The organism is Streptomyces sp. NPDC005302, from assembly GCF_040607345.1.
Lineage (GTDB): Bacteria > Actinomycetota > Actinomycetes > Streptomycetales > Streptomycetaceae > Streptomyces.
On sequence record NZ_JBEXGN010000020.1, the window covers coordinates 107,049 to 123,958 of the forward strand.

Sequence of the window (16,910 nt, forward strand, 5' to 3'; positions counted from 1 at the left end):
GCGATGCTCAACGGTGTGGTCACGACCTACGTCGGCAACGAACTGGCCACCGTCGAGCGGACCCGCGCGCTGCCCTGGACCGAGGAGCAGGAGAACGCGGCCCGGATCGCCTATCTGGGTGGTCAGGTGGCGTCGGGTGCCTATCCGCGGATGGCCGCCGCCTTCATGGAGGACGCGGGCCCGATCGACCTGGAGGCGGTGTTCGAGCGGGCGCTGGGCCGGGTGCTGGACGCCTTCGAGCCGAAGGCGTGAGGACGCCCCGCCGGGCGTGGCCGGCGGGGCGTCGTGCTGCGGGGCAGGGCCCGGATGTCCCTAGAGCAGCGCGAACTGCCCCTCCGGGCCCTCCTCGTGGTGGTCCAGGACGGAAGCGGGGCGGTGGGCCGTGGGCGGGGCCGGGAGGACGCCCGCCGTGTCGAGTTCGGCCCGGGTGATGGGGGAGTGGAGGTGCAGCTCGGCCCGTCGGGGGCGCAGTTCGGCGAGCAGGGCGAGCACCGTGATGAGTTCGAGGAGTTCGGACGTCCGGCTCCGCGGCCACGCGGTGGGGCCGATCGCCTCCAGGGTGCCCGGCTCGGACACCCCGGTCCTGGCCGTGAACCACCGCTCCAGCACGCGTACCCCGCCCACCTCGAAGTCCCAGGCCTCCGGCGGCACGGGGGAGATCCTGCCCTCGCCGAGGAGCAGGGCCTCCTCGTCGCGGTCGTAGCGCGGGTCGAGGAGGATCGTCCCTCCGGGGCGGCCCGTGTCCGCGTGGGGCAGGCCGGTGAGGGGCGCGCGGACGTACGGGCGCCGGCCGCCGGGGAGCTTGGGCCGCTCGCCGTCCCGGCACATCAGCCAGAGCATCCGCCGCCCCAACTCGACTCCGTACGCCCACACTTCCGGGTCGGCGGTGAGCGGGACCAGGCAGCCCTCCCGGCCGGGCCGTGCGACCGCGACCGTCCAGGCGAGGACGTCCCGGGGGGCGGGGGAGTGGCCGAGCCGTGTGCCGAGGTGCTCCAACAGGCCGGGCGCCAGGTTCGGTTCGACGCCTCCGGGGCGCCGGTACAGGGGGCGCACCCGGCCGCCGCGGCCGGCGGTCAGCGGCAGCACGGAGGTGGCCAGCAGGGCGGGTCCGGGCGACTCGGGCACCACCGTCTGTTCGACGGCGAACACCTGGCCCTCACCCGCCACCCGCCACAACTCGGGGCGCGCCGCGTCGATCAGCCGGTGGTCCGGGATCAGCCACTGCTCGTCGAAGGGCGCGGTCAGCGCCCGGACGGGCTCCGGGCACGGGCCGACGTCGCGGACGAGGCGGCCCGTCCCGCTCGACTGGCCCGGCAGCTGGGTGACCGCGGAGTGCGTCGTGCGCGAGCGTGTCGGACCGAACAGCGCCTCGCGGGCCGGTCCTTCGGCCTTCGCGAGGGCGTCCCACCGTGCCTTCAGGGACGCCGCTTCGGGGGCCGTCGGCCACCCCCGGCCCAGCTTCGGCGGTGCGACGGACCACGGCATGAGGTCCGCGAGCAGCGGTGCGGCGTCGTGCGTCACGCTCGGCATCGTACGACGTGGGCGTCGCGCGGCGTCCTCGTACCGCATGCTCAGTGGGCGTCGAGGGTGACGGTGAACGAGAAGCGGTCGCCGCGGTAGTGGATGACGGCCACGTCCAGCGCGCGGCCGTCCTGGCCGTAGGTCACGCCGGTGTAGCGCAGGATCGGGCTGAGCAGCGGGACCTGGAGCAGCCGGGCGGTCTCGGGGTCCGCGAGCCGGGCCTCGACGGTGTCGGTGATCCTGCTGATGGCGACCCCGAGCACGTCGCGCAGCACCTTCGTCATCGGCCAGCGGATCAGGTCCTCCCGGTCGATGCGGTCGGCCAGGTCCGTCCTGAGGTAGTTGCGCGCGTGGTTCGTCGGCTCGCCCGTCGCCTCGTCACCGCGCAGCCGGTGGTACGTCGCCACCTCGTCCACATCCGGGAAGAACTCCACCAGTTCACCCGGGACCGGTCCCTTGCCCTCGTCCAGCAGCTCCGTCGACATACCCGACTGCTGGGCCACGATCGCGTCCACCGAGCCGAGCAGCCGCACGGGCGCGCCGCGTTGCGCGCTCGGCTCGATGAACGTGCCCCGCCGCCGGTGCCGGGTGATGAGTCCCTCCTCCTCCAGCTCCTTGAGCGCCTGCCGCATGGTCAGCACACTCACCCCGTAGTGACCCGCCAACTGCTCCTCGGTGGGCAGACGGAGGGGGTCCTGGGGGGCGCGGCCGAGTATCGAGGCGCGCAGGGACTGCGACACCTGATACCAGAGCGGCAGCTTGCGGTTCAGGACGATCGAGTCCGGAGCGAAGGAGGTCACGAGGGTATCCGTACCGGTCGCGGGCGGGGAAGGCAACGGCCGGTGGCCTCAGTCGCCCGCGCGGAAGTGCCGCTGGAGGCCCTGCCACACGTCGTCGTACCCCCGCTGGAGATGTTCGGCCCGGGCCGCCTGGGCCGTCGCGGTCACCGGCCAGCGCGTCTCGAACATGAACGCCAGCCCGTCGTCGATCTTCTGCGGCTTCAGTTCCGCGGCACTCGCCCGCTCGAACGTCTCCTGGTCGGGGCCGTGCGCCGACATCATGTTGTGCAGCGAGCCGCCGCCCGGCACGAAGCCCTCCGCCTTCGCGTCGTACGCGCCCTCGATGAGCCCCATGTACTCGCTCATCACGTTCCGGTGGAAGTACGGCGGCCGGAACGTGTCCTCGCCCACCAGCCAGCGCGGCGCGAACACCACGAAGTCGACGCCCGCCAGGCCCGGGGTGTCGGACGGCGAGGTCAGCACCGTGAAGATCGACGGGTCCGGGTGGTCGTAGCTGATGGAGCCGATCACGTTGAAACGGCGCAGGTCGTAGACGTACGGCAGGTGGTTGCCGTGCCAGGCGACCACGTCGAGCGGCGAGTGGTCGTACGTCGCCGTCCACAGGTTGCCGCAGAACTTGTTCACCACCTCGACCGGGCCCTCGACATCCTCGTAGGCGGCGACCGGGGCGAGGAAGTCACGGGCGTTGGCGAGGCCGTTGGCGCCGATCGGACCGAGGTCGGGCAGCCGGAACGGCGCCCCGTAGTTCTCGCACACATAGCCCCGGGCGCCCGCGGCCGCTCCGTCCTCCCGCGCGGGGTCCAGCAGCTCCACCCGGAAGCGCACCCCGCGGGGAATCAGCGCGACATGGCCCGGCTCCACACCGAGCAGCCCGAACTCGGTGCGCAGCAGCAGACCGCCGCGCTCGGGGACGATGAGCAGCTCGCCGTCGGCGTCGCTGAACACCCGCTCCATCGAGGAATTGGCGTGATACAGGTGGACGGCGACACCGGTGCGCTGGGCCGCGTCGCCGTTGCCGCCGAGGGTCCACAGGCCCGCGAGGAAGTCGGTCCCCGCCGGAGGCTCCGGCAGCGGGTTCCAGCGCAGCCGGTTCGGGTCGGGCGCCTCCTCCGTGAAGGGCGCCGTACGCAGCGCGCCGTTGCCGGTGCGGGTGAACGCGGGGTGCGCGGCCGACGGACGGATCCGGTACAGCCACGAGCGCCGGTTCGACGCCCTCGGCTCGGTGAACGCGGTGCCGCTGAGCTGCTCCGCGTACAGCCCGAGGGGTGCGCGCTGCGGCGCGTTGCGGCCGTGCGGCAGCGCCCCCGGGACCGCCTCCGAGCTGTGTTCGTTGCCGAATCCGGAGAGGTAGGTCAGCCCTTCGGCCGTCTTCCTCGCGTCCCCGCTCATGATCGCTCCCTCGCGCCTGATTCCTATGCATCACCGTAGGATTCGGCGTGCGCCCGCGCAAGAGGGCGGCCGTGGAGACCGAACGGGACCGGCCACACTCGCGCACCCGGACCGGCCGCACCGGCGACCCTCGCCGGACGTAGTCCCCAGGACCTGCCCGCGGAGCCGAGAACCCGACTTCAGGGGGATCCGGCTGTCGGAGCCTTGTTCTACGCTCCCCGTCATGCGGTGGACGCGTGGACTGCTCGCCGCACTCGCGGTCTGCGCCCTGTTCGGCGGACCCGCGGGCTGCGGCACCGGTGATGCGCACGGGCGGGAGGACGGAGTGTCGGCCTCACCCGTGGGCACGTTGCTCGACGAGGCGGACGAGGAGGGGCGGTTCTACCGTGACGTGGACGAGAAGGGTGCGCCGGAGGTCGGGATCGAGATCCAGCCGGACTCCGCCGACAGCTGGGACGTGCGCCTGACCGTCCACAACTTCCGCTTCTCACCGCCGGGCGCGCGCACCGTGCCGGTCGCCGGACGAGGCATCGCCCGTCTGTACGTCGACGGCCGCACCGTCGCCCGGCTGCGCTCCGGCGAGTACCACCTGGCCGGCCGGCTGGTGCCGCGCGGTACCCACCACATCACCGCGCGGCTGTACGCGGACGACGGCACCGTGTGGGCCGTCCACGGCGAGGCCGTCGAGAGCACCGCCGACGTCACGGCGTCGAGGGCCGGTTCCACACCGGATCAGGCCGGCTCGACACCGGATCCGGCCGGTCCGGCACCGGGCGGGGCCGCGTCGGACACGGGGTCCTCGTCCCCGCCGGCGAGCCCGGACGCGCGAATGAGTGGGCAGGGCACCGAGGTACGTAGTGAGGAAGGAGGTTCACCGGACCCCGGCGGAAAGGCATCATGAAGACCGTGCCCCATGCGACCTCGCTGCGCAGAGCGCCCGTACAGCGGCGCAGCGCAGAACGACTGACCCGGATCCTCGACGCCTGCGCCGACCTCCTCGACGAGGTGGGCTACGACGGCCTGAGCACACGTGCCGTGGCCCAGCGGGCCGGTGTGCCCATCGGCTCCGTCTACCGCTTCTTCGGCAACAAGCGTGCGATGGCCGATGCCCTCGCCCAGCGCAACCTGGAGCTCTACACCGAGCGCGTCACCCGGCGCCTGGGGGAGTCGGACGGGCAGGGCTGGCGGGCCGCGATGGACGCGGTGCTCGACGAGTACCTGGCCATGAAGCGCACCGCCCCGGGCTTCTCGCTCGTCGACTTCGGGAACCAGATCCCGGTGGGCGCCTCCCACGCCGAGCCCAACACCCGGGTCGCCGACCGCCTCACCGACCTGCTCTCCGGCTATCTCGGCCGCACTCCGGACGAGAACCTGCGCCGCTGCTTCCTGGTCGCCGTGGAGAGCGCCGACAGCCTGGTGCATCTGGCCTTCCGGGTCGCGCCCGAGGGGGACGAGGGAATCATCGCGGAGACGCGCGAACTGCTGCGCGCCTACCTCGGCCGCGTCCTCGACTGACCCGGATCACCCCTCCCCACCATGCGTACCGGTCGGTATGCTCGGCGGTGTCCGCGTGCCATCGACGTCACCGTCCTCCGGGAGGACCCGTGTCCCGCACCTCCGGCAGTACCCCCGACGCCCGCACCGCCGTACGCGTCTGCCCCCTCTGCGAGGCCACCTGCGGGCTCACGCTGACGATCGAGGGCACCCGGGTCACCGGCGCCCGCGGCGACCGCGACGACGTGTTCAGCAAGGGGTTCATCTGCCCGAAGGGCGCCTCCTTCGGAGCGGCCGACGGCGACCCCGACCGGCTGCGCACTCCTCTCGTCCGCGAGGACGGCGTACTGCGCGAGGCCACCTGGGAGGAGGCCTTCGACGCGGTCGCCGCCGGGCTGCGTCCCGTGATCGAGCGGCATGGGCCGCACGCGGTCGGAGTCGTCCTCGGCAACCCGAACGTGCACACCATGGCCGGCGCCCTCTACCCGCAGGTCCTGCTCGGAGCGCTGCGCACCCGCAGCGTCTTCACTGCCTCCACCGTCGACCAGATGCCCAAGCACGTGTCGAGCGGCCTGCTGTACGGCGACGCCAACGCGATCCCCGTCCCGGACCTGGACCACACCGACCATCTGCTCCTCATCGGCGCCAACCCGCTGGAGTCCAACGGGAGTCTGTGCACCGCCCCCGACTTCCCCGGCCGGCTCCGGGCGCTGCGGGCGCGCGGCGGCACGCTGACCGTCATCGACCCGCGCCGCACCCGTACGGCCAAGCTCGCCGACCGTCACGTGGCCATCCGCCCCGGCACCGACGCGACGCTCCTCGCGGCGATGGCGTACGTCCTGTTCGAGGAGAAGCTCGTCGACCTCGGCGCCCTCGCCCCGCACGTCCAGGGGGCCGACGAACTCCCGGACGCGCTGCGGGACTTCACCCCCGAGGCGGCGAGCGCGGCCTGCGACGTCGACGCCGGGACCATCCGTGAACTGGCGCGCGAGCTGGCCGCCGCGCCCACCGCCGCCGTCTACGGCCGGATCGGCAGCTGCACCGTCCCGCACGGCACCCTCGCCAGCTGGCTCGTGGACGTGCTCAACATCCTCACCGGCAACCTCGACCGGCCCGGCGGCGCCCTCTTCCCGCTGGCCGCCACCGACCGGGCACCGCGTCCGGCGGGTCCCGGTCACGGCTTCGCGCTCGGCCGCTGGCACAGCCGGGTGAGCCGGCATCCGGAGGCGAAGGGCGAACTGCCGCTGGCCGCCCTCGCGGAGGAGATCGACACCGCGACGCCGGAGGGCAGCCCGGTCCGTGCCGTCATCGCCGTCGCCGCCAACCCCGTGCTGTCCGCGCCCGACGGACTCCGCCTCGACAAGGCGCTCGGCTCACTGGACTTCATGGTCAGCGTCGACCCCTATCTGAACGAGACCTCGCGCCACGCGCACGTCGTCCTGCCGCCGCCTCCGCCCTCCCAGGGCGCGCACCACGACTTCGCGTTCAACACCCTCGCGGTCCGCAACCAGGTCCGCTACAACCGGCCCGCCGTCCCGCTGGAGGAGGGCCGCATGGCGGAGACCGAGATCCTCGCCCGGCTCGTCCTCGCCGCCACCGGCATGCACGGCGCCGACCCGTCCGCCGTCGACACGATGGTCATCGACGGCACCCTCGGCAAGGCCGTCGGCGACACGGCCTCCCCGGTGCACGGCCGCGACCCGCGGGAACTCGCCGCCGCGCTCACCGGCGAGAACGGCCCGGAGCGCCGGCTCGACATGATGCTGCGGCTCGGCCCGTACGGCGACGGCTTCGGCGCCCGCGAGGACGGTCTGACCCTGGACAGGCTGCTCGCGCACCCGCACGGCATCGACCTCGGACCGCTCGCGCCCCGCGTGCCGCAGCGGCTGAAGACCCGCAGCGGAAAGGTCGAGCTGCTGCCCGGGCCGATCGCCGCCGACCTGCCGCGCCTGCGCGCCGCGCTCCGCGAACGCCCGGCCGCCGTCGTGCTCGTCGGCCGCCGCCATCTGCGTTCCAACAACAGCTGGATGCACAACGTGCCTGCCCTGACCGGAGGTTCGAACCGCTGCACGCTGCACATCCACCCGGACGACGCGGCCCGTCTCGGACTGGCCGACGGCGCGGCCGTACGCGTGAAGGGGGCCGGAGGAGAGGTGACCGCCCCGGCGGAGATCACCGACACGGTCAGGCGCGGCGTCGTGAGCCTTCCGCACGGCTGGGGCCACGACCGCCCCGGCACCCGGATGAGCCACGCGGTCCTGGACCCCGGCGTCAACGTCAACCAGCTCCTCGACGGCTCGCTCCTCGACCCGCTGTCCGGCACGGCGGTGCTCAACGGCGTCCCCGTGGAGCTCGCGGCCGGCCCAGCGCTGTGACCTGGACTTCTGCGCTTATTGCTCGCGTGTCAACATCTTGTTAACGCTCTCGGGCGCGACCTAACGTCGTCGGACCGCCGGCCCTGGTGGGAGTTCAAGGGCGAACGTTAGGTGTCCATTCCATGCTGACCATCCTCGGCTTCGGCATGATCGCGACCTTCCTGGTCCTGATCATGCTGAAGAAGATGTCGCCGATCGCGGCCCTCGTGCTGATCCCGGCACTCTTCTGCGTCTTCGTCGGAAAGGGCGCCCACCTGGGCGACTACGTCCTCGACGGCGTCACCGACCTCGCGCCCACCGCGGCGATGCTGATGTTCGCGATCGTCTACTTCGGCGTGATGATCGACGTCGGCCTCTTCGACCCGATCGTCCGGGGGATCCTCAGGTTCTGCAGGGCGGACCCCCTGCGGATCGTGATCGGTACGGCGCTCCTCGCCGCCATCGTCTCGCTGGACGGCGACGGCTCGACCACCTTCATGATCACCGTCTCGGCGATGTACCCGCTCTACAAGCGGCTGAAGATGAGCCTCGTCGTGATGACCGGCGTCGCCGCCATGGCCAACGGCGTCATGAACACGCTGCCCTGGGGCGGCCCGACCGCCCGCGCCGCGACCGCGCTCAAGGTCGACGCGAGCGACATCTTCGTCCCGATGATCCCCGCCCTCGCCACCGGACTCCTGGGCGTCCTCGTGCTCGCGTACGTGCTCGGCCGCCGCGAGCGCACGCGGCTCGGCGTACTCACGCTGGACGACGTGCTGGAGCCCCACGAGGCCCGCACCGAGGCGGTGCTCGTCGCGACGGGCGGCCCGGACACCGTGACGGGAGCGGCGCACGGCCGCCCCGGAACGGCCAAGGGGGCGCCGGGCGGCGGAGGTTCGGGCCCCGGCGCCGGCAACGCGGGCGCCGGCGACGGAGAGAGGGGCTCGCGGACCGGCGGGGAGGCCCGACACCCGGACGCGGAGGACGACTTCCGGGGGCTCGACCCCCACCGTGCCACCCTGCGGCCCCGGCTCTACTGGTTCAACGCGCTACTCACGGTCGTCCTGCTCACCGCCATGATCATGGAGTGGATGCCGATCCCGGTCCTGTTCCTGCTCGGGGCGGCCCTCGCGCTCACCGTCAACTTCCCCCACATGCCCGACCAGAAGGCCCGCGTCGGGGCCCACGCCGAGAACGTCCTCAACGTCTCCGGCATGGTCTTCGCCGCCGCCGTCTTCACCGGAGTCCTCCAGGGCACCGGCATGGTCGACCACATGGCGTCCTGGCTGGTCGACAACATCCCCGACGGCATGGGCCCGCACATGGCCCTCGTCACCGGCGTCCTGAGCATCCCGTTGACGTACTTCATGTCCAACGACGGCTTCTACTTCGGCATCCTCCCGGTGCTCGCCGAGGCCGGCAACGCCCACGGCGTCTCCACCCTGGAGATCGCCCGCGCCTCCATCGTCGGACAGCCCCTGCACATGTCGAGCCCGCTCGTGCCCGCGGTGTACGTCCTGGTCGGCATGGCCAAGGTCGAGTTCGGCGACCACACGCGCTTCGTGGTCAAGTGGGCGGCGCTCGTCTCGCTGGTGGTCCTCGGCGCCGGCGTCCTCTTCGGCACCATCTGACCCACCCGCACACGACGGCCGCACGCGGGTGCTCCCGCGAGGCCCGGAAGGACATCACCATGAGGCCCGGCGGGAACCGCGGCTGGCTGCTCCGTCTCGTCATCGCCTTCGCCTTCACCCAGGGCGCGGTGTCGATGGCCCGGCCCGCCGTCTCCTACCGGGCCCTCGCGCTCGGCGCCGACGAGCGGGCGATCGGCGTCATCGCGGGCGCCTTCGCGCTGCTCCCGCTGTTCGCGGCCGTCCCTCTCGGACGCCGTACCGATCACGGGCGGTGCGCGCCCCTGCTGCCCGCCGGTGTCGTCCTCATCGTCGCGGGCTGCGCCCTGAGCGGCACCGCGGACGGTCTGGCGGCGATGGCCGCCTGGAGCGGCCTGATGGGCCTCGGCCACCTCTGCTTCGTCATCGGCGGGCAGTCGATCGTGGCCCGCCAGTCCGCCCCGCACGAACAGGACCGCAACTTCGGGTACTTCACCATCGGCGTCTCCCTCGGCCAGCTGATCGGACCCGTCGCCGCGGGCGCGCTGATCGGCGGCCACGACCGGTCGGACGGCAGCGCCGTCGCCCTGCTCGTCGCGGGCGCGGTGGCCGCCGTCTCCTTCACCGCGCTGTGGCGCATCGAGCACCGTGCGGCGGACGCGGATCCTGCGGCGCGCGGCGACCGCGTGCCGGTGCGCCGCATCCTGCGCACCCGGGGAGTCCCGGCGGGCATCTTCGTCAGCGCCGCCGTCCTGTCCGCCACCGACATCCTCACCGCCTACCTGCCGGTCGTCGGCGAACACCGCGGCATCGCGCCCGCGGTGATCGGCGTCCTGCTGAGCCTGCGCGCGGCGGCGACCGTCGCGTGCCGGCTGGTGATGACCCCCATGCTGCGGCTGCTCGGCCGGACCGCGCTGCTCACCGTGACCTGCCTGCTGGGCGGCGTGCTCTGCGCGGGTATCGCGCTGCCCGTACCGGTGTGGGGGCTGGCCCTGCTGCTCGTCGTCCTCGGCTTCTGCCTCGGCGTGGGCCAGCCGCTCTCCATGACCACGGTCGTCCGGGCCGCGCCCGGCGACGCACGCTCGACGGCGCTAGCGCTGCGGCTGACCGGCAACCGGCTCGGCCAGGTCGCCGCACCCGCCGCCGCGGGCCTGGTCGCCGGAACGGCAGGCGCCGCCGCGCCCTTCGTCATGCTGGGCGCACTGCTGCTGCTCTCGTCGGGCATCGCGCTGCGCGCACCCGCCGGCGCCGGGCCGGAACGCGGGGCACCACGGCACCCGGGCCTGCCCGCACGGCGGCACAGCGGCATCTGACCGGCCACCCGGCACGGGACACCGACCGGCGTCCGGCACCGGACCCGAGCGCCTCCCGGCACCGGACCCGAGCGGTGGCCGGCACCGGACACGTGGGCCCGGGGGCCTCGGGACGTTGTCCGGATCCGACCGGTAGACGATCGTCCGTTTCCGCCCGTACCGAACCGGCCCGTCCGATACCGGTAGGTGTCTTCCCTCAGGCATGCGCGGTCCGTTAGCTTCCGTGACTCATACGTCCCGTACGACTCGGGCGGGACGACCGACCGCGGAGCACCAGCGCCTTGCACGCCCCCGGGGGCACCTGTCATGACACGCGCCATCTCCCTGCACCACGTCAGCAAGTCGTACACGCGCGGTGTCCGCGTGGTGGAACGGCTCTCGCTGGACATCCGGCCCGGCGAGTTCCTCGTCCTGCTCGGCCCCTCCGGCTGCGGCAAGTCGACCGTGCTGCGGATGATCGCCGGCCTGGAGGAGGTCACCGAGGGCGAGATCCGGCTGGACGGGGAGTACGCCAACGAACGTCCGCCGTCCGGACGCGACATGGCGATGGTGTTCCAGAACTTCGCGCTCTACCCGAGCATGACGAGCCGCGACAACATCGGTTTCCCGCTGCGCATCGAGTCACCCGGCGAGGACCCCCGGGCCCGGGTGGACGCCACGGCCCGCATGCTCGGCATCCAGGACCTCCTCCACCGCTTCCCCAGCCAGCTCTCCGGCGGCGAGCGGCAGCGGGTCGCGATGGGACGGGCCATCGCACGTCACCCCTCCGCCTTCCTGATGGACGAGCCGCTGTCCAACCTCGACGCCAAACTCCGCAACCACCTGCGCGCCGAGATCGCCCGGCTCACCCGGGAGTTGGGCGCCACCACCGTGTACGTCACGCACGACCAGGCCGAGGCGATGTCGCTCGGCGACCGGGTCGCCGTGCTGCGCGGCGGAGTACTCCAGCAGGTCGGCACACCCCGCACGGTCTACGGGCTGCCCGCCAACGTCTTCGTCGCCGCCTTCATCGGCACCCCCCGGATCAACCTGCTGCGTGGAGTCGTGCGGGCACCGCTCGACGGGGCGATGACGATCAGCCTCGGCAAGCAGTTCCTGCGGCTTCCCGAACCCCTCTCCCTCGACCACCAGTTGCTCCGGGTGCAGCAGGGCCGCGAGGTGATCGTCGGGCTGCGCTCCGAAGCGATCCGGCTCGCCAGGGCGTCCGACGCGCGGGCGGGCGAGGTGGCGATCACCGGCCTGGTCGAGCACGTGGAGTTCCAGGGGCACGAGGTCCTGGTCCACTTCAACACCGGGTCGCGGCCCGCCCTCGTGCCGGACCTGGAGTCGCCGCGCCCGTCCCGCGGGACCCGCAGACGGCGCCGCGACGGCACCGTCCTCGACCGGTTGCGGGAGCGTGCCGGGGCGCTGAGGGCCGGACCGGTCGTGGTCCTCGACCCGCCCGGCGAAGGAGACGCCGACCTTGATCAGCCGGGACAGACCCCGCCCGAGGGGCGGCTGCCCGGCGACCTCGTCGTGCGCACCACGCCCGACCTCGACCTGCGGCACGGGATGCAGGTCCCGCTCCTCGTCGACCTCGCCCATCTGTTCGTCTTCGACCGGGGCGGCGAGCGGATCTGCCCGGCACCGGCACGGCTGCCGGACCTGGACGAGTGACGGGGCGCGGGATAAGGGGTGCGGGACGAGCGGCGAGGAGAGCTGAGTCCTGCTCCCTGGGGGCAGGCCGACCGCCGTGGCCATCGGGGTGCCGGGCGACGCCCTGACCGCCCGGGCCGCCCTTCTCGCCGCGGGTCCCCCTGGCGCCGCAAAACTATCATCGCTAGTTTAGGGCCCGGACGACGCTGCCCCGCCCGGGAGGAACACGATGAAGGCACACGACGGCATGTACATCGACGGGGCGTGGCGCCCCGCAGCCGGACGGGACACGATCGAGGTCGTGAACCCGGCCGACGAGCAGGTGATCGGCCACGTCCCGGCGGGCACGGTCGAGGACGTCGACGCCGCCGTGCGCGCCGCCCGCGCCGCGTTCCCCGGCTGGGCCGCGACCCCGCCCGCCGAGCGGGCCGCCCGCCTGGCCGCCCTCCGGGACGTCCTGGCCGCCCGCAAGGACGAGATCGCCGAGACGGTCACCGCGGAGCTGGGCTCACCGCTCGCGTTCTCGCAGGCCGTGCACGCGGGCGTCCCCGTCCTGGTCGCCGGTTCCTACGCCGACCTCGCGGCGACGTACGCCTTCGAGGAGAAGGTCGGCAACTCGACCGTCCACCAGGAGCCCGTCGGCGTCGTCGGCGCGATCACGCCCTGGAACTACCCGCTGCACCAGATCGTCGCCAAGGTCGCCCCCGCGCTCGCCGCGGGCTGCGCGGTAGTGCTGAAGCCCGCCGAGGACACCCCGCTGACAGCCCAGCTCTTCGCCGAGGCCGTCGCCGAGGCGGGCGTCCCGGCCGGTGTCTTCAACCTGGTCACCGGCCTCGGTCCGGTCGCGGGCCAGGCCCTCGCCGAGCACCCGGACGTGGACCTCGTCTCCTTCACCGGGTCCACGGCGGTCGGCCGGCGGATCGGCGCCACCGCGGGCGCCGCCGTCAAGCGCGTCGCCCTGGAACTCGGCGGCAAGTCCGCCAACGTCATCCTGCCGAGCGCCGACCTCGCGAAGGCCGTCAACGTCGGTGTCGCCAACGTGATGTCCAACTCCGGCCAGACGTGCAGCGCCTGGACCCGGATGCTGGTGCACGCCGAGCGCTACGACGAGGCGGTGGAACTGGCGGCGACCGCCGCCGCCAAGTACGGCGACCGTATCGGCCCGGTCGTCAACGCCCGGCAGCAGGCGCGGGTGCGGGGCTACATCGAGAAGGGCGTCGCCGAGGGCGCGCGGCTCGTCGCGGGAGGCCCCGAATCCCCGCGCGAACAGGGCTACTTCGTCAGCCCCACCGTCTTCGCCGACGTGACGCCGCAGATGACGATCGCGCAGGAGGAGATCTTCGGCCCGGTCCTGTCGATCCTGCGGTACGAGGACGAGGAGGACGCGCTGCGCATCGCGAACGGCACCGTGTACGGGCTCGCGGGCGCGGTGTGGGCGGGCGAGGAGGCCGAGGCCGTCGCCTTCGCGCGCAGGCTCGACACCGGCCAGGTCGACATCAACGGCGGGCGCTTCAACCCCCGGGCCCCCTTCGGGGGGTACAAGCAGTCGGGCGTGGGGCGTGAACTCGGCGCCCACGGCCTCTCCGAGTACCTCCAGACCAAGTCCCTCCAGTTCTAGGAGCGTTCACGTGGTTCGCGCCGCAGTCCTTTCCGCCGTGGGTGCCCCGCTGGAGATCGCGGAGATCGAACTCCCCGACCCCGGACCGGGCCAGGCCCGGGTCCGGCTGGCCGCCGCCGGCGTCTGTCACTCCGACCTCTCCCTCTCCAACGGCACCATGCGGGTGCCGGTGCCCGCCGTCCTCGGCCACGAGGGCGCGGGCACGGTCGTCGCCGTCGGCGAGGGCGTCACCGAGGTCGCGCCCGGAGCCGAGGTCGTCCTCAACTGGGCCCCGTCCTGCGGCCGTTGCCACGCTTGCTCGCTCGGCGAGGTGTGGCTGTGCGCCGACGCGCTCACCGGCGCCGGGAACGTCTACGCCCGCCGCGCCTCCGACGGCGCCGACCTGCACCCCGGCCTGAACGTGGCCGCCTTCGCCGAGGAGACGGTCGTCCCCGTCTCCTGCCTGCTCCCGGTGCCCGAGGGCATCCCCCTCACCGACGCGGCCCTGCTCGGCTGCGCCGCCCTCACCGGCTACGGCGCCGTCCATCACTCCGCCCGGGTCCGCGCGGGCGAGACCGTCGCCGTGTTCGGGGTCGGCGGGGTCGGGCTCGTCGCCCTCCAGGCCGCCCGCATCGCGGGCGCCTCGAAGATCGTCGCCGTCGACGTCTCGCCCGAGAAGGAGGCGCTCGCGCGCGCGGCGGGCGCCACCGACTACGTCGTCGCCTCCGAGACCACCGCCCGCGAGATCCGCGCCCTCACCGGCAAGCAGGGCGTCGACGTCGCCGTCGAGTGCGTCGGCCGGGCCGTCACCATCCGCACCGCCTGGGAGTCCACCCGGCGAGGTGGCCGCACCACGGTCGTCGGCATCGGCGGCAAGGACCAGCAGGTCACCTTCAACGCGCTGGAGATCTTCCACTGGGGCAGGACCCTCGCGGGCTGCGTGTACGGCAACTCCGACCCGGCACGTGACCTCCCGGTACTCGCCGAGCACGTCCGCGCGGGCCGCCTCGACCTCGCGGGCCTGGTCACCGACCGCATCGCCCTGGACGGCATCCCGGCGGCCTTCGACAACATGATCGCCGGAAAGGGCGGCCGGGCCCTGGTGGTGTTCTAGGAACTCACCGCCCCGGAGCGCGGGAACGCGCTCCGGGGCGCATGTCAGGCCTCGTCGGGGCAGGACCTCGCGGCGGCCTCCTCGTCGCACGCCGACGTCGCACCCGCGCCGGTGCCCGACGGAGCCGTGGGCGTGCCTGTCGTCGGCGCCGTCGTGCCCCCGCGCGCGCCCGCCGGAACCGTCGCGGGACCCGACACCGCCGCCCCCTCCGGCACGGTCGCGGCGATCGCCGCCGAACGCGGCCGGGACCGGGACACCGCCACACCCGCCAGACAGAGCACGCCGCCCGCCAGCGTCATCAGGCCCGGCACCTCGTCGAGGAAGAGCCAGGACATCAGCACCACGAGGGCGGGCACCGCGTAGGTCGTGGCGCCCATCCGGCTCGCGCTCGTGCGGGCCAGGGCATACGCCCAGGTCGTGAAGGCCAGCGCGGTCGGGAAGACGCCCAGGTAGACCATGTTGAGCGTCGCCGGGACAGGAGCGTCGGCGACGTCGTGGACGAGCTGACCTGCGAACGGCAGACAGACCACGGCCCCGATCAGACAGCCGTACGTCGTCACCTGGAGCGCGCTCGCCCGGCCGAGCGCCGGCTTCTGCGCGACCACCCCGCCCGCGTACGCGACGGCGGCGAGCAGGCACAGCACGACGCCGAGCACCGAGGAACCCCCGCCGCCCGACATCGACAGGCCCACGGCGACCGCGCCCGCGAACGACACCGCCATGCCCGCCAGCAGCCGCGGCGGCATCGCGTCCCCCAGCAGCCGCGAGCCGAGCAGCGCGATCAGGATCGGGCCGACGTTCACCACCAGCGCGGCCGTCCCGGCGTCCACCTGCTGCTCGCCCCAGTTGAGGGCCACCATGTAGAAGCCGAACCACAGCACGCCGGACACCGCGATCCCGCGCCAGGCGCCGCGCGGGGGCAGCCCCTCGCGCCGCACCGCGCAGACCGCCCCGAGCACCAGCACCCCCGAGAGCAGCCGTCCGAGCGCCAGCGCGCCCGGTGCGTACGCGGCGCCCGCGCTGCGGATCGAGACGAAGGCGGAGGCCCACAGTCCGACGGTGACGACCGCCGCGGCCGCGGCGAGCAGACCGTCACGACGTCGGGGCGAGGCGGACGTTCCGACGGGGGAGGCGTTCATCATGCTCCTGAGACTAGGCGGGAGGCGGTCGTCGGTCTCGCGGATATCGGACGCGGAGGCCGGGCACGGCAGAGGACGCGGCGGCGCTCCCGTGAGCGCGCCGCGGTGGATCGCCGCGGTTCAGCGGAGTGCGGTCGCCTCGATGCCGAGGAGTTCCGCGAGGGCGCGCTCGCCGTCCGGGGTCACCTTGACCGCCCGGTCCGAGCCGATGCGGACGCACCAGCCCGCGTCCAGGGCGTGCCGGCACAGCGCCGCGCCCGCGGTGCCCGCGAGGTGCGGCCGGCGTTCCGTCCAGTCGAGGCAGGCGCGGGCCAGCGGCCGCCGCCCGGCGCGTTCCAGGGAGATGCCCGCGCCGTCGAACCAGCGCAGACCGGCGTCGGTGAGCGCGAACCCGGTGTCCTGGCGCAGCAGTCCGCGTCCGGTCAGAGCGTCGGTGAGGGCGATGCCGAGCCGTCCCGCCAGATGGTCGTAGCAGGTGCGCCCGCGCGCCATCGCCGAGCCGGCGCTCGACTCCCGCAGGGTGCGCGGCCGTTCGGCGGGGCGGGGCCCGGCGTGCGCCGCGAGGTCCTCGACGAGCTGGGCGACCCGGGCGTCGGCCAGTCGCACATAGCGGTGGCGTCCCTGCCGTTCCTCGGTGAGCAGGCCGCCCGCGACCAGCTTGCCGAGGTGTTCGCTCGCGGTCGACGGCGCCACCCCCGCCTGCCGGGCCAGTTCACCGGCGGTCCACGCCCGCCCGTCGAGGAGGGCGAGCAGGAAGGCGGCCCGCGTCTCGTCCGCCAGCAGCCCGGCCAGTGCCGCGAGCCCCGGCCCCACCGGATCGTTCGACCTCGTCATGCCGTCCAGCATGCGACACGGACACTTCGGCGGCGGCCGAAAGATCCCGAGGGGCCGTCGCCTGACCGGCGGCGCACCTTGCCGCCAGAGCCACCGCCGCGCACCCGGACCGG

General features: G+C 73.6%; 13 protein-coding genes and 1 pseudogene. 9 read left to right on the forward strand and 5 right to left on the reverse strand.

What is annotated here, in order from left to right; all coding sequences use genetic code 11:
- Nucleotides 1–252: pseudogene (locus ABZT74_RS26485) on the forward strand (TetR/AcrR family transcriptional regulator); the annotation flags it as partial.
- A gap of 60 nt (nucleotides 253–312) precedes the next feature.
- Here the strand turns inward: ABZT74_RS26485 and ABZT74_RS26490 are convergent.
- Genes ABZT74_RS26490 through hmgA form a run of 3 tightly spaced genes read right to left on the reverse strand, consistent with a single transcriptional unit; the run spans nucleotide 313 to nucleotide 3,710 of the window.
- A complete protein-coding gene (locus ABZT74_RS26490) occupies nucleotides 313–1,530 on the reverse strand; it encodes a type ISP restriction/modification enzyme (protein WP_356438661.1) in 1,218 nt (405 codons plus the stop codon).
- Nucleotides 1,531–1,571: 41 nt separating this feature from the next.
- Nucleotides 1,572–2,321 carry a GntR family transcriptional regulator gene (locus ABZT74_RS26495; RefSeq protein WP_355874465.1) on the reverse strand — a complete coding sequence of 250 codons (750 nt, stop codon included), beginning with the start codon at nucleotides 2,319–2,321 and terminating at the stop codon, nucleotides 1,572–1,574.
- Between the two features lie 48 nt (nucleotides 2,322–2,369).
- On the reverse strand, nucleotides 2,370–3,710 hold the full coding sequence (gene hmgA, locus ABZT74_RS26500; RefSeq protein ID WP_356438664.1) for a homogentisate 1,2-dioxygenase: 1,341 nt from the start codon (nucleotides 3,708–3,710) through the stop codon (nucleotides 2,370–2,372).
- 223 nt (nucleotides 3,711–3,933) lie between these two features.
- Here hmgA and ABZT74_RS26505 point away from each other — a divergent pair, with 223 nt between their 5' ends.
- From ABZT74_RS26505 to ABZT74_RS26540, 8 genes are all read left to right on the forward strand, one after another.
- Entirely contained in the window at nucleotides 3,934–4,611 is a 678-nt protein-coding gene (locus ABZT74_RS26505; RefSeq protein WP_356438667.1) for a nuclear transport factor 2 family protein, read from the forward strand.
- Nucleotides 4,608–5,225, forward strand: a complete 618-nt coding sequence (locus tag ABZT74_RS26510) for a TetR/AcrR family transcriptional regulator (protein ID WP_355874456.1) — start codon at nucleotides 4,608–4,610, stop codon at nucleotides 5,223–5,225. The genes ABZT74_RS26505 and ABZT74_RS26510 overlap by 4 nt, the downstream gene beginning before the upstream one ends.
- Nucleotides 5,226–5,314: 89 nt before the next feature.
- Complete coding sequence (locus ABZT74_RS26515; protein WP_356438670.1) at nucleotides 5,315–7,579, forward strand: molybdopterin oxidoreductase family protein; 2,265 nt, start codon at nucleotides 5,315–5,317, stop codon at nucleotides 7,577–7,579.
- Nucleotides 7,580–7,701: 122 nt separating this feature from the next.
- Nucleotides 7,702–9,189 (forward strand): citrate:proton symporter, encoded by a 1,488-nt coding sequence (locus ABZT74_RS26520; RefSeq protein WP_356438672.1) that lies wholly within the window; start codon nucleotides 7,702–7,704, stop codon nucleotides 9,187–9,189.
- A gap of 59 nt (nucleotides 9,190–9,248) precedes the next feature.
- Nucleotides 9,249–10,478, forward strand: coding sequence for an MFS transporter (locus tag ABZT74_RS26525; protein WP_356438674.1), 1,230 nt, complete (start codon nucleotides 9,249–9,251; stop codon nucleotides 10,476–10,478).
- A 306-nt stretch (nucleotides 10,479–10,784) separates the two neighbouring features.
- Nucleotides 10,785–12,134: an ABC transporter ATP-binding protein gene (locus tag ABZT74_RS26530; RefSeq protein WP_355874445.1), complete on the forward strand. Its 1,350-nt coding sequence runs from the start codon at nucleotides 10,785–10,787 to the stop codon at nucleotides 12,132–12,134.
- 208 nt (nucleotides 12,135–12,342) lie between these two features.
- Entirely contained in the window at nucleotides 12,343–13,731 is a 1,389-nt protein-coding gene (locus ABZT74_RS26535; RefSeq protein WP_356438677.1) for an aldehyde dehydrogenase family protein, read from the forward strand.
- Nucleotides 13,732–13,741: 10 nt separating this feature from the next.
- On the forward strand, nucleotides 13,742–14,824 hold the full coding sequence (locus tag ABZT74_RS26540) for a Zn-dependent alcohol dehydrogenase (RefSeq protein ID WP_356438680.1): 1,083 nt from the start codon (nucleotides 13,742–13,744) through the stop codon (nucleotides 14,822–14,824).
- Between the two features lie 44 nt (nucleotides 14,825–14,868).
- Here ABZT74_RS26540 and ABZT74_RS26545 read toward each other — a convergent pair whose 3' ends face one another.
- A complete protein-coding gene (locus tag ABZT74_RS26545; RefSeq protein ID WP_356438683.1) occupies nucleotides 14,869–15,966 on the reverse strand; it encodes a DMT family transporter in 1,098 nt (365 codons plus the stop codon).
- A gap of 117 nt (nucleotides 15,967–16,083) precedes the next feature.
- Nucleotides 16,084–16,809 (reverse strand): winged helix-turn-helix domain-containing protein, encoded by a 726-nt coding sequence (locus ABZT74_RS26550; protein WP_356438686.1) that lies wholly within the window; start codon nucleotides 16,807–16,809, stop codon nucleotides 16,084–16,086.
- Between the last annotated feature and the right edge of the window lie 101 nt (nucleotides 16,810–16,910).

Excerpts from the sequence above, each read along its gene's own strand:
- ABZT74_RS26490 (WP_356438661.1), bottom strand. The coding sequence starts at position 1,530 with ATGCCGAGCGTGACGCACGACGCCGCACCGCTGCTCGCGGACCTCATG.
- ABZT74_RS26525 (WP_356438674.1), top strand. The coding sequence starts at position 9,249 with ATGAGGCCCGGCGGGAACCGCGGCTGGCTGCTCCGTCTCGTCATCGCC.
- ABZT74_RS26550 (WP_356438686.1), bottom strand. The coding sequence starts at position 16,809 with ATGCTGGACGGCATGACGAGGTCGAACGATCCGGTGGGGCCGGGGCTC.
- ABZT74_RS26545 (WP_356438683.1), bottom strand. The coding sequence starts at position 15,966 with ATGATGAACGCCTCCCCCGTCGGAACGTCCGCCTCGCCCCGACGTCGT.
- ABZT74_RS26510 (WP_355874456.1), top strand. The coding sequence starts at position 4,608 with ATGAAGACCGTGCCCCATGCGACCTCGCTGCGCAGAGCGCCCGTACAG.
- hmgA (WP_356438664.1), bottom strand. The coding sequence starts at position 3,710 with ATGAGCGGGGACGCGAGGAAGACGGCCGAAGGGCTGACCTACCTCTCC.
- ABZT74_RS26520 (WP_356438672.1), top strand. The coding sequence starts at position 7,702 with ATGCTGACCATCCTCGGCTTCGGCATGATCGCGACCTTCCTGGTCCTG.
- ABZT74_RS26505 (WP_356438667.1), top strand. The coding sequence starts at position 3,934 with ATGCGGTGGACGCGTGGACTGCTCGCCGCACTCGCGGTCTGCGCCCTG.
- ABZT74_RS26535 (WP_356438677.1), top strand. The coding sequence starts at position 12,343 with ATGAAGGCACACGACGGCATGTACATCGACGGGGCGTGGCGCCCCGCA.
- ABZT74_RS26530 (WP_355874445.1), top strand. The coding sequence starts at position 10,785 with ATGACACGCGCCATCTCCCTGCACCACGTCAGCAAGTCGTACACGCGC.